This is a genomic window from Rhodanobacter sp. Root480 (genome assembly GCF_001426645.1).
GTDB classification, from domain to species: domain Bacteria; phylum Pseudomonadota; class Gammaproteobacteria; order Xanthomonadales; family Rhodanobacteraceae; genus Rhodanobacter; species Rhodanobacter ginsenosidimutans.
In genome coordinates, this window is the sequence record NZ_LMEX01000004.1 from 235,034 (window position 1) to 247,093 (window position 12,060).

Annotated in this window: 12 protein-coding genes and 1 tRNA gene; 4 read left to right on the forward strand and 9 right to left on the reverse strand. The window is 64.7% G+C overall.

Annotated features, from left to right (window positions below):
• Positions 1-234: 234 nt before the first annotated feature.
• The 3 genes from ASD22_RS15625 to upp all read left to right on the forward strand — a co-directional run bounded on the left by ASD22_RS15625 (position 235) and on the right by upp (position 2,820).
• Positions 235-1,731: an aminotransferase class III-fold pyridoxal phosphate-dependent enzyme gene (locus ASD22_RS15625; RefSeq protein ID WP_056085479.1), complete on the forward strand. Its 1,497-nt coding sequence runs from the start codon at positions 235-237 to the stop codon at positions 1,729-1,731.
• A gap of 137 nt (positions 1,732-1,868) precedes the next feature.
• The gene (locus tag ASD22_RS15630; protein ID WP_082520302.1) at positions 1,869-2,093 is read left to right on the forward strand and encodes a PsiF family protein; all 225 of its coding nucleotides are present in this window, start codon (positions 1,869-1,871) and stop codon (positions 2,091-2,093) included.
• An 82-nt stretch (positions 2,094-2,175) separates the two neighbouring features.
• Positions 2,176-2,820 carry a uracil phosphoribosyltransferase gene (upp, locus tag ASD22_RS15635; protein ID WP_056085480.1) on the forward strand — a complete coding sequence of 215 codons (645 nt, stop codon included), beginning with the start codon at positions 2,176-2,178 and terminating at the stop codon, positions 2,818-2,820.
• 109 nt (positions 2,821-2,929) lie between these two features.
• On the opposite strand, the gene pip is transcribed toward upp, so the two are convergent.
• The gene (gene pip, locus ASD22_RS15640) at positions 2,930-3,886 is read right to left on the reverse strand and encodes a prolyl aminopeptidase (protein WP_056085481.1); all 957 of its coding nucleotides are present in this window, start codon (positions 3,884-3,886) and stop codon (positions 2,930-2,932) included.
• A gap of 70 nt (positions 3,887-3,956) precedes the next feature.
• Positions 3,957-5,348 (reverse strand): FAD-binding oxidoreductase, encoded by a 1,392-nt coding sequence (locus ASD22_RS15645; protein ID WP_056085482.1) that lies wholly within the window; start codon positions 5,346-5,348, stop codon positions 3,957-3,959.
• A gap of 120 nt (positions 5,349-5,468) precedes the next feature.
• On the opposite strand from ASD22_RS15645, the gene serA reads away from it, so the two are divergent.
• Positions 5,469-6,701: a phosphoglycerate dehydrogenase gene (gene serA, locus ASD22_RS15650; RefSeq protein ID WP_056085483.1), complete on the forward strand. Its 1,233-nt coding sequence runs from the start codon at positions 5,469-5,471 to the stop codon at positions 6,699-6,701.
• 184 nt (positions 6,702-6,885) lie between these two features.
• Here serA and ASD22_RS15655 read toward each other — a convergent pair.
• The 7 genes from ASD22_RS15655 to rpmI all read right to left on the reverse strand — a co-directional run bounded on the left by ASD22_RS15655 (position 6,886) and on the right by rpmI (position 11,873).
• Positions 6,886-6,962: transfer RNA gene (locus ASD22_RS15655), tRNA-Pro, on the reverse strand.
• Between the two features lie 50 nt (positions 6,963-7,012).
• Positions 7,013-7,369, reverse strand: a complete 357-nt coding sequence (locus tag ASD22_RS15660; protein ID WP_007080316.1) for a MerR family transcriptional regulator — start codon at positions 7,367-7,369, stop codon at positions 7,013-7,015.
• Positions 7,350-7,649: an integration host factor subunit alpha gene (gene ihfA, locus ASD22_RS15665; RefSeq protein ID WP_007080317.1), complete on the reverse strand. Its 300-nt coding sequence runs from the start codon at positions 7,647-7,649 to the stop codon at positions 7,350-7,352. Before ihfA ends, ASD22_RS15660 begins: the two co-directional genes overlap by 20 nt.
• 1 nt (position 7,650) lies before the next feature.
• Positions 7,651-10,029, reverse strand: coding sequence for a phenylalanine--tRNA ligase subunit beta (gene pheT / locus ASD22_RS15670; protein ID WP_056085484.1), 2,379 nt, complete (start codon positions 10,027-10,029; stop codon positions 7,651-7,653).
• Between the two features lie 104 nt (positions 10,030-10,133).
• A complete protein-coding gene (gene pheS, locus ASD22_RS15675; protein ID WP_056085485.1) occupies positions 10,134-11,129 on the reverse strand; it encodes a phenylalanine--tRNA ligase subunit alpha in 996 nt (331 codons plus the stop codon).
• Between the two features lie 172 nt (positions 11,130-11,301).
• Entirely contained in the window at positions 11,302-11,661 is a 360-nt protein-coding gene (gene rplT / locus ASD22_RS15680; protein WP_056085486.1) for a 50S ribosomal protein L20, read from the reverse strand.
• A 17-nt stretch (positions 11,662-11,678) separates the two neighbouring features.
• Positions 11,679-11,873 carry a 50S ribosomal protein L35 gene (gene rpmI, locus ASD22_RS15685; RefSeq protein WP_007080321.1) on the reverse strand — a complete coding sequence of 65 codons (195 nt, stop codon included), beginning with the start codon at positions 11,871-11,873 and terminating at the stop codon, positions 11,679-11,681.
• Positions 11,874-12,060 lie beyond the last annotated feature (187 nt).

Genomic DNA, 12,060 nt, shown 5'->3' on the forward strand with positions numbered 1-12,060 from the left:
GGGCAGTTGACGGCGTCAGCCATCACCCGTGACAGACGTCATGCGGGGGTACCGGGCGCCTGCGGCGCACGTTATCCTGCCGGGAACGATGTCGGTTTTTCCCCGCGAAACCTGGCTGCTGACGCAGAAAAACAAGCTCGGAAATGCCGGTTACCGCGTATCCCTTCCCGATACGTATTCACCCACTGGCCACTCCGGGCAACCGTCGGCCAGCGGATCGACGGAGTAGTTCAGATGGGCGTGATCGATCAGTTGCGCGAGCTGCGCGAATTCGGCGGCAAGCCGCGGACCACCGGCCTGGGTGACGCCAGCATCGAGCGCATGGCGGCCAACGATCCCGCGCTGGCCGAAGCGGTCGCCGAAGCGGTGGCGCGCCATCGCGAGCTGCGCACCGACATGGCCGATTTCCTGAAGCTGGACGAGGGCGATCAACTGACCCGGGCGCAGGCCCGCTTCGTCAACTTCTACCCGGACGACGCCATCAACCCGTATCTACCGGCCGCCGCACGCGGCCCGTGGGTGGTGACCCTGAAAGGCGCCGTGCTGCACGACAACGGCGGCTACGGCATGCTGGGTTTCGGCCACAACCACCCCGCGATCCTGGCGGCGCTGGCGCGGCCGCAGGTGATGGCCAACGTGATGTCGCCCAGCGTGTCGCAATGGCGCTTCACGCAGGCCATGGATGACGAGCTGGGCCGTCGCCGCGGCGGCAATCCGTACGCGCGCTACCTGTGCCTCAATTCCGGCTCCGAATCGGTGACGCTGGCCTGCCGCATCGCGGACGTCAACGCCAAGCTGATGACCGACGCCGGCGCGCGTCATGCCGGGCGCACGATCAAGCGGGTGGCGGTGAAAGGCGCGTTCCACGGCCGCACCGACCGGCCGGCGCTGTATTCCGATTCCAGCCGCAAGGCCTACCAGCAGAACCTCGCCAGCTATCGCCACGAGGACAGCGTGCTCACCGTGGCGCCTTACGACGTGGAGCAATTGGAACAAGTATTCGCCGAAGCGGACCAGCATGGCTGGTTCATCGAGGCGATGTTCCTGGAACCGGTGATGGGTGAAGGCGACCCCGGCCGCGCGGTCACCCCCGCGTTCTACAAGGCCGCGCGTGCATTGACCGAGGCGCACGGCAGCCTGTTGCTGATCGACTCCATCCAGGCCGGCCTGCGCGCCCATGGCGTGCTGTCGATCACCGCCTACCCCGGCTTCGAGGAGCTGCCGCCACCGGACATGGAGACGTTCTCCAAGGCGCTCAACGCCGGCCAATACCCGTTGTCGGTGTTGGCGGTGACCGAGCGCACCGCGGCGCTCTACCGCAAGGGCACCTACGGCAACACCATGACCGCCAACCCGCGCGCGCTCGACGTGGCGCTGGCCACGCTCGACCAGCTGACCGATGAGGTGCGCGAAAACATCCGCGCCCGCGGTCGCGAATTCGTGGACAAGCTCAACGCGCTGAAGGACGAGCTGGGCGGCCTGATCACCAAGGTGCAAGGCACCGGCCTGCTGTTTTCCTGCGAGCTGGCGCCGCAATACAAGTGCTACGGCGCCGGCTCGATCGAGGAATACCTGCGCGAGCACGGCGTCGGCGTGATCCACGGCGGCGTCAATTCCCTGCGCTTCACGCCGCACTTCAAGGTCACCAGCGCCGAGGTGGATCTGGTGGTGGCCAGCGTGCGCAAGGCCTTGCTGGAAGGGCCGCGCATCGCCGGGGACAAGGCCGCCTGAGTCGCAACGCGGCGACGGGCGACAAGGCGACGCTGCGGAATACGGCGCCGCCATCAGGCTTTTCCCACGGCCATCACCCCTCCTTCGAATCAGACTCGCAGTGGCCGGCGACCGCCGGTCACAAGGAGGATTCAAGGATGTCGATCTCATTGCGTGTACTGGCCGCCAGCGCGGCGCTGGCGTTCGCCGGCAGCACCCTCGCCGCGGCGCCGAAAACCGAGGCGCCACCGGTCAAGCACCGCACCGCGCAACAGCAGCGCATGGCCGATTGCAACAAGCGCGCGACCGGCAAGAAAGGCGATGAGCGCAAGGCGTTCATGAGCTCCTGCCTCAAGAAAAAGGCCGCGCCGGCCACGCATTGAATGAACGAACCACGGCCCCGCGCAGGTGCATGCGCGGGGCCGCTTGGTTAAGCTCGAATGCCACGCAAAACGGCGCCCGCACATGAAGATCGTTGAAGTCCGGCATCCGTTGATCCAGCACAAGCTGGGCCTGATGCGCCGCGCAGGCGTCAGTACCAAGGATTTCCGTGAGTTGGCCACCGAAGTGGCCGCGCTGCTCACTTACGAAGCCACCAAGGACCTGGAAACCGCCGAGGAAACCATCGAAGGCTGGGCCGGGCCGCTGCAGGTGCACCGCATCAAGGGCAAGAAGATCACCATCGTGCCGATCCTGCGCGCAGGCCTGGGCATGCTGCCCGGCGTGCTCGACATGATCCCCTCGGCCAAGGTCAGCGTGGTCGGCGTGCAACGCGATGAAGACACGCTGCAACCGGTCGCCTACTACGAAAAACTCAGCGGCCGCATGGACCAGCGCATCGCGCTGATCGTCGACCCGATGCTGGCCACCGCCGGCACCCTGATCGCCGCCGTGGACATGCTGAAAGCCGCCGGCTGCACGCGCATCAAGGGTCTGTTCCTGGTCGCCGCGCCCGAGGGCCTCGTGCGCGTCGAGGCGGCGCATCCCGACATTGAGATCTACACCGCCTCGATCGACCAGCGGCTCAACGAGCACGGCTACATCCTGCCCGGCCTCGGCGACGCGGGCGACAAGATCTTTGGCACCAAACAGCTGTCACCGAACGATTAACCCGGAGTCGCCTCGTTCCTGTAGGAGCGGCTTCAGCCGCGATGCTTTTGCCTCCCGAAAAACAAGAGCATCGCGGCTGAAGCCGCTCCCACAAAGGGCGGCAAAGCCCTCAGCGGCCAAACCGGTCGGTCGCCTCGATCAACTCATGCAGATTGCCGGGCTCGAACGCAGAATGACCCGCGTCCTGCACGATGCGCAGATCCGCCTCCGGCCACGCGCGATGCAAGTCCCACGCGCTGCGCAGCGGACAAACCACGTCGTAGCGGCCCTGCACGATCACGGCGGGGATGTGGCGGATACGGTCCACATTGCGCAGCAACTGGTCGTCGTGTTCGAAGAAACCACCGTTCACGAAGTAATGGCATTCGATCCGCGCGAACGCCAGCGCGAATTCGTCCTCGGCGCTGGACTGGATGTGGGTGGCGTCCTGCCACAGGAAACTGGTGGCGCCCTCCCATACCGACCAGGCGCGCGCCGCGGCGACACGCGTGTCGGCGTCGGCGCTGGTGAGGCGGCGATGGTAGGCGCTCATCAGGTCGCCGCGCTCCACTTCGGGAATGGCGCCGAGATAGGTTTCCCACGCATCCGGATACAGCGCGTTGCAGCCGTGCTGGTAAAACCATTCAAGCTCCTGCCGGCGCAGCATGAAGATGCCGCGCAAGACCAGCTCGGTGACTTTCTCCGGATGCGTTTGCGCGTAGGCCAGCGCCAGCGTGGAACCCCACGAGCCGCCGAACACCTGCCAGCGGTCAATACCCAGGTGTTCGCGCACGCGCTCGATATCGGCCACCAGATCCCAGGTGGTATTGCCGCTCAGTTCCGCGTGCGGGGTGGACTTGCCGCAACCGCGCTGGTCGAACAACACGATGCGGTAGACCGCCGGGTCGAAGAAACGCCGGCATTTGGGATTGGTGCCACCGCCCGGGCCGCCGTGCAGAAACACCACCGGCTTCCCATGCGGGTTGCCGCACTGCTCGTAGTACAGCGTATGCAGTTCGGACACCTTGAGCATCCCGCGATCGAACGGCTCGATCTCGGGGTACAGCGAACGGCGTTCCGGGGACATGGCAACTCCTGAGGCGATGAAGCCTCGCAGGCTACCATCCCGAGAATCAGCGCGCCGCAGGCAATGGCGCTCAGCCGGCGGTCATTACCTTGCCGGGATTGAGGATGCCGTTGGGGTCGAACACCTGCCGCACCCCGCGCATCAGGGCGATTTCCGCCGCACTGCGGGTGCTTTCCAGGTAGGCGCGCTTGACCAGGCCGATGCCGTGCTCGGCCGAGATGCTGCCGCCGTGGCGGTGCAGCGTTTCGGCCAGCAGCTTGGTGACGTGCTCGCACTGCGCGATGAATGCGTCCTCGGCCAGATCCTCAGGACGCAACACGTTGATGTGCAGGTTGCCGTCGCCGATGTGGCCAAACCACACCACCTCGATGTCCGGATACTCGCGGCCCAGCAAGTCCTGCATTTCGTGCAGGAAAGCCGGCACGGCGCTGATGCGCACCGATACATCGTTCTTGTACGGCTTGTGCGCGGCCAGGCTCTCGGTGATGCCCTCGCGCAGGCGCCACAAGGCGGTCGCCTGGCTCTCGCTTTGCGCGATCGCGCCGTCGCTGACCCACCCCTGCTCCATCGCGTGCTCGAACGCCGCCAGCGCCGTCTCCTGCGCCAGCTCGTCAGCCGCATCGAACTCGGTGACCACGTAATACGGGTAGTCACCATCGATCGCCCGCTGCGCGCCGTGGGCCAGCACGTGCTTCAACGCGATATCGGTGAAGAATTCGAATGCCTGCAGATTCAGGCGCTGGCGGAACAGCGCAAACACCTGCATCAAGGCATCCATGTCCGGCAATGCCAGCAGCATCACCTGCGACGGCGGCGGCGGCTCGGCAAGTTTCAAAGTGGCTTCCACCACAATGCCCAGCGTGCCTTCGGAACCGATCAGCAGCTGGCGGAAATCGTAGCCGCTGGAGTTCTTGATCAGGCCACGGTTGAGGTCGAGCAACTCGCCGTTGCCGGCGACGACCTTCAGGCCGGCGATCCATTCGCGTGTGTTGCCATAGCGGATCACCCGGATGCCGCCGGCATTGGTGGAAATGTTGCCGCCGATGGAACACGAGCCACGCGCGGCGAAATCCACCGGGTAGATCAGATCGTGCTCCTGCGCGGCCTCGTGCACCTTCTGCAGGATCACGCCCGGCTGCACGGTGAGCGTGCGGTCCACGGCATTGAAATCCAGCACCTGGTTCATGCGCTCCAGGCTCAGCACCAGCTCGCCGTTGGCAGCCACGGCGCCGCCGGAAAGCCCCGTGCGTCCACCCGACGGCACGATTGCCACGCGCTCCTCATTGGCCCAGCGCACGATCGCCTGTACTTCGTCGATGTTGGCGGGCAACGCGATGGCCAGCGGCGCCGGCGTCCAGCGGCGGGTCCAGTCACGTCCGTAGTATTCAAGTTCCGCCGGGGTCGACAGCAGGCGCAGTCCGGGCAGGCGGGCGGCGAGCCCGGCGAGGCGAAGATCAGTCATCAGAATTCCAGGTGGTCAGCGGAAGCGTGGCAGCCCGGGTTGGGGCTGTCCAGTGCTGCGCTGCGACAAAAGGACAAATTCGTGGCATAGTATAGACGTCCATTTACCCTAAGGGCTCTCATGCAAACCTCGTTCCCGAAAGAAGATATCAAGGTGCTGTTGCTGGAAGGTCTCAGCGCCACCGCGGTCGAAAATTTCCGCCGTGCAGGCTACAGCCAGATCGAGCTGCATGCGAAATCCCTGCCCGAAGCCGAGCTGAAAGAGCGCATCGCCGATGCGCACATCATCGGCCTGCGCTCGCGCACCCAGCTGACCGCCGACGTGCTTTCGCACGCCAAGCGGTTGATGGCGGTGGGCTGCTTCTGCATCGGCACCAACCAGGTGGATCTGGTCGAGGCAAGCAAGCTGGGCATCCCGGTTTTCAACGCGCCTTATTCCAACACCCGCAGCGTGGCTGAACTGGTGGTGGCCGAAGCGATCATGTTGCTGCGCGGCATCCCGCACAAGAACGCCCAATGCCACGTCGGCGGCTGGGACAAATCGGCGGTGGGCAGCTACGAGGCGCGCGACAAGGTGCTGGGCATCATCGGCTACGGCCACATCGGCACGCAGACTGGCGTGCTGGCCGAAGGCCTCGGCATGCGCGTGCTGTTCTACGACATCGAAGCGAAGCTGGCGATGGGCAATGCCCATGCCGTGGCGAGCCTGGACGAGCTGCTGGAGCGCTCCGACGTAGTCACGCTGCACGTGCCGGAAACGCCCGCCACCAAGATGATGTTCGGCCGCGAGCAGCTGGAAAAAATGCGCAAGGGCTCCATGCTGATCAATGCGTCGCGCGGCAGCGTGGTCGACATCGAGGCGCTGGCCGAGGCGCTGAAGAGCGGCCATCTGTCCGGTGCCGCCGTCGACGTGTTCCCGGTCGAGCCCAAGGGCAACGGCGAGGCGTTCGTGTCGCCATTGGTCGGCTTGGACAACGTCATCCTCACCCCGCACATCGGCGGCAGCACACTGGAGGCGCAGGACAACATCGGCGTCGAGGTATCCAGCAAGCTGATCCGCTACAGCGACAACGGCTCCACGCTGTCGGCCGTGAACTTCCCCGAAGTGAGCCTGCCGGAACATCCGCAAAGCCGCCGCCTGCTGCACATCCACCGCAACGTGCCGGGCATCCTGTCGCGCATCAACGATGTGTTCTCGGGCGAGAACGTCAACATCAACGCGCAGTTCCTGCAGACCGACGCCCAGGTGGGTTACGTGGTGATCGACGTCTCCGCCGATGAGGCGAAGGCGAACGAGCTGAAGGCGAAACTGGCCGCCATCCCGGGCACGCTGCGCACCCGCATCCTGTACTGAGGCGCGCTGCAGGCAACCTTGTGTGTAGGGGCGACTTCAGTCGCGATGCTCTTGTTCTGTAGACCGAAGAAAGAGCATCGCGGCTGAAGCCGCTCCCACAAAAGCCGCTCGCACAGACGCCCAAGACATCAGACATGCAGAAACGACAACGGCACCCGCGGGTGCCGTTGTCGTTTTCAATGATTGGTCGGGGCGGCGAGATTCGAACTCGCGACCACTACACCCCCAGCGTAGTGCGCTACCAGGCTGCGCTACGCCCCGACAGAACCGGAATTCTAACAGCTACAGGGGTGTTCCCGGTAGCCGTAATTTCAACGACGCAGCAGCGTCAGCACTTCTTCCAGCTCCATCCGTACCTGACGCACGATCTGGTGCGAAATGCTGGCCTCCATGCGCGCTTGCGGGCCTTCCAGCCGGGCACGGGCGCCGGTGATGGTGAAACCCTCTTCGTACAGCAGCGAGCGGATCTGCCGGATCATCAACACGTCATGACGCTGGTAATAGCGCCGGTTGCCACGCCGCTTGACCGGATTGAGGGCAGGAAACTCCTGCTCCCAATAGCGCAGCACGTGCGGCTTCACTCCGCAAAGTTCGCCCACTTCACCGATGGTGAAATAGCGCTTCGCCGGAATGGCGGGCAGCTCGGTGTTATTCCCCTGATCCAGCATAACTCTCGACTCTCACCTTGAGCTTTTGTCCCGGGCGGAACGTCACCACGCGGCGGGCGGAGATGGGAATCTCCTCACCGGTTTTCGGGTTGCGTCCCGGTCGCTGGTTCTTGAGCCGCAGATCGAAATTGCCGAAACCCGACAGTTTCACCTGCTCCCCTTTCTCCAGAGCTTCGCGGACCACCTCGAAATAGGCGTCCACGAATTCCTTGGCCTCACGTTTGTTCAGGCCTACGTCGAGGAAAAGCCGCTCGGCCATCTCCGCCTTGGTCAGCGCCATCTCATCCTCGCAACTTTGCCTTGCATGTTTGCTCCAACGCAGCTACCGCTTCTCGTATGCAACGGTCCGCGTCGTCATCAGTAAGCGTGCGTGAAGCGTCCTGTAAAATCAAGCCCATAGCGAGGCTTTTTCGGCCTTGCTCGACGCCTTTTCCGCTGTAGCGGTCGAACAGGCGCAGTTCCTGCAGGCGTTCGCCCAAGGCTTGCCGAACCGCTTCCTCGACCTGCGACCAACGCACCTCCTCAGGCAAATCCAGGGCGATGTCGCGACGCACCGTGGGGAACCGCGGTACAGCCCGCGCCAACGGCAGGCGACGCGCCAGCAACGGCTCCAGCGCCAGCTCCATCACATGCACGTCGGCGCCCAGATCCAGCGCCTTGGCCAGCTGCGGATGCAGGGCGCCCAGGTAACCCACCGTCTTGCCATCGCGCATGACCCGCGCACCGCGGCCGGGATGCAACCAGGCCGGCAGGCTGGTGGCGTCGACCGACCACCGCGACGGCTCGCCACCCCAGGCGATCAGGGCATCGAGATCACCCTTGAGGTCATGGAAATCCAGCGCGCGCGACGGTTCGCCCCACTGCTCCGCGCGAGCGTTGCCGCAGGCCACGATGGCGAGGCTCGGCGTTTCCCGCGGCGGGTTGCCCGCCGCGAAAACGCGGGCCACCTCGAACAACCGCACCCGCTCCTGCTGGCGTGCGCGGTTGTGGCGCAGGGCTTCGATCAGGCCGGGCAACAGCGAGGGCTGCATCACCGCCAGATCCGCCGACAGCGGATTGGCCAATGAAACCAGCTCGTCGGTGAAACCCCAGCGCGTCAGCAGTTCCAGTGGCAAGAACGATAGATTGATTGCCTCGTGATAACCGCGCGCCGCCAACTGCTCGCGCAAGGCCAGCTCGCCGATGCGCGTTTCCGGCTCGACCGCCAGCGCAAGCGCACCGCTGGGGCGCAGGGTGGGGATGTTGTCGTAGCCGAAGATGCGCGCCACTTCCTCGATCAGGTCCTCCTCCCGCTCGATGTCGAAGCGACTGCTCGGCGCGATGACCTGCCAGCCATCGGGAAGGATGGTGACCTGCATGCCCAACGCGGTGAAGATGCGCGTCACCTCGCCATCGTCCACATCCACCCCGAGCACGCGTTTCAGCCGTGCGCGGCGCAGCGCCACCGGAGCGGGCCGCGGCAGGTCGGCGATATTCTCCGCAACCAGGATCGGGCCAGCCTTGCCGCCGGCGATCGCCAGAAGCAATTCGGTGGCGCGCTCCAGGGCACGACGCGGCAACTCGGGATCCACGCCGCGTTCGAAACGATGCGAGGCCTCGGTGTGCAAGCCCAGCTTGCGTGCGCGCCCCATGATCGCGGCCGGGGCGAAATGGGCCGACTCCAGAAAGACGTTGCGCGTGGTCTCGGTGGCACGCGACTCGTGGCCGCCCATGACACCGGCAACGGCCAGCACCCGCTGCTCGTCGGTGATGAGCACAAAGCCCTCGTCGAGACGGGCATCGCTGCCATCAAGCAGCTTCAGCGTCTCGCCCGAACGCGAATGGCGCACCACGATGTCGCCATGCAACGCGTCGTTGTCGAACGCATGCATCGGCTGGCCCAGTTCCAGCATCACGTAGTTGGTGATGTCGACCACCGCACTGATCGGCCGCAGATGGGCGCGCCTGAGGCGCTCAGCCATCCAGAGCGGCGTGCGTGCGGAAGGATCGATACCCTCGACGACGCGCCCCAGGTAACGCGGCGCATCCTTGCCTGCCTCCAGCCGGATCCCGCGGCGTACGTCGGAGCTGACGGGAACCGTGACCGCCGCGGGGAGCTTCACGGCGCTGCCGAACAGCGCCGCCACATCGTAGGCCAGGCCGTGCAGGCTGAGGCAATCGGCACGATTGGGCGTGAGGCTGAGCTCGATGCTGGCATCGGGCAAGCCCAGATAGGTGGCCAACGGCTGCCCCACCGGTGCATCGGACGGCAGTTCCAGCAGGCCGGACGCGTCGGCATCGATCGCCAGCTCTTTGGCCGAGCAAAGCATGCCGTTCGATTCGACGCCACGCAGTTTCGCTGCCTGTATCGCCATGCCATTGGGCAGTTTCGCGCCCACCATCGCCAACGGAACCTTGATGCCGGTGCGGGCATTCGGCGCGCCACACACGATCTGCAACGGCTGGCCCAAGCCCGCGTCCACCTGGCAAATCTGCAGGCGATCGGCCTGCGGGTGCCTTTCGGCGGCGACGATCTGCGCCACGACGACGTGCTCAAGGCATTCGCCCAGGGGAGTGACGTCCTCGACCTCCAGGCCAGCCATCGTCAGCGCGCGAACCAGGGTATCGCGATCGGCATCGATCTCGACCAGTTCACGCAACCAGTTCTCGGAAAAATTCATTGTTCGGACCCGGGAATGGGGAATAGCGAATGGGGATGGGAAGAGCAAAAGCCGTGGCACCGCGGCCGCTTTTACGATTCCCTATTTCCCCTTCCTATTCCCGTTTAAGCAAACTGTTTCAGAAAACGCAGGTCGTTCTCGAAGAACGCACGCAAGTCCTTCACCCCATAACGCAGCATGGCGAGGCGCTCGACGCCCATGCCGAACGCGAAACCGGTGTAGCGTTCCGGATCGATGCCCACGTTCTTCAGCACGTTGGGATGCACCATGCCGCAGCCGAGCACCTCCAGCCAGCGGCTCGACCCGTCCTCCTGCTCCCAGCGGATGATCACGTCCGCACCGGGCTCCACGAAGGGGAAATACGTGGGCTTGAACATCATCTCGAAATCGCGCTCGAAGAACGCGCGCAGGAATTCCGTCAGCGTGCCCTTGAGATCGGCCATGCTCGAGGTTTCATCGACAAGCAGGCCCTCGATCTGGTGGAACATCGGCGAATGGGTCTGGTCCGAATCGCTGCGGTACACCTTGCCGGGCGCGATGATGCGGATGGGCGGCTGGCGGCCGGCCATCGCGCGGATCTGCACCGGTGAGGTGTGCGTGCGCAGCAGGCGGCCATCACCGAAATAGAACGTGTCGTGCATGGCGCGCGCCGGATGATGCGGCGGGAAATTCAGCGCCTCGAAGTTGTGCCAGTCGTCCTCGATCTCGGGGCCGTCGGCGCGCTGGTAACCCAGCCGCGCGAAGATCGAGGCGATGCGCTCCAGCGCGCGGGTGATCGGGTGGATGCCACCACGCTCGCCGTCGCGCCCGGGCAGGCTGATGTCCAGCTTCTCGGAGGCCAGGCGACGATCAAGCTCCACCTGCTCCAGTTGCTGTTTGCGCGCGGCCAGCGCGTCGGCCAGACCCTGCTTGACCGTGTTGACCTCGGCGCCGCGTGCCTTGCGTTCGTCCGGCGCCAGCGCGCCCAGCGACTTCAGCGCGGCAGTGACGATGCCACTCTTGCCCAGCAGGCCTACGCGCAACGCGTCAAGCGCGTCGAGCGTGGCGGCGTTGCCGATATCGGCCAGCGCCTGCTTGGCGCGGCTTTCCAGATCATCCATCGATGCGGTTCCGGGTTGTCATGGGAATCGGGAATCGGGAATCGGAACGGCCGCGCTTTGCCATTCCCGATTCCCCATTCTCCATTCCCCACCAAAAAAAACGGGGAGGAGACCAAAGCCTCCTCCCCGCTTGCTTTACATCATATCGCGCTGACGCAGAGGCGTCCGACGATCAAGCGGCCAGACTGGCCTTGGCCTTCTCGGCGATCACTTCAAACGCCTTGATGTCGTGCACGGCGATGTCGGCCAGGACCTTGCGGTCCACCGTGATGCCGGCCTTGCTCAGGCCATTGATCAGGCGGCTGTAGGACAGGCCGAACATGCGCGCGGCGGCGTTGATGCGGACGATCCACAGCGCACGGAATTGACGCTTGCGCTGCTTGCGGCCGATGTACGCGTACTGACCGGCCTTGACGACGGCCTGGTTGGCAACGCGGAAGACCTTGCGACGGGCGTTGTAGTAGCCCTTGGCACGACCGATGATTTTCTTGTGACGACGACGGGCGGTAACGCCACGCTTTACACGAGCCATGGTTTATCTCCTCGTCTTCAGTACGGCAACATGCGGGCGACACCCGGGGCGTCACACGCCTTCAGGTGGTTCTTGGCACGCAGGCCGCGCTTCAACTTGGTCGACTTCTTGGTCAGGATGTGTGACCGGTAAGCGTGACCGCACTTGATTTTGCCCGACGCGGTCTTGCGAAAACGCTTCGCCGCCGCCCGGTTGGTCTTGATCTTGGGCATGAAACTGCTCCTTGGGTGGGGAAAACCCCCGTTTCTGACTGATCTGGCGGCAACCGCAGGTTGCGCTTTCCGTCCTGCCACGATCGGTGCACGACCCATCCAGGCGGGTCGAACCGGCGATTATACGGAGTTGGAACCTCCGATACCAGTAGGAGCGACTTCAGTCGCGATGCCTTGTCCTGGAGCC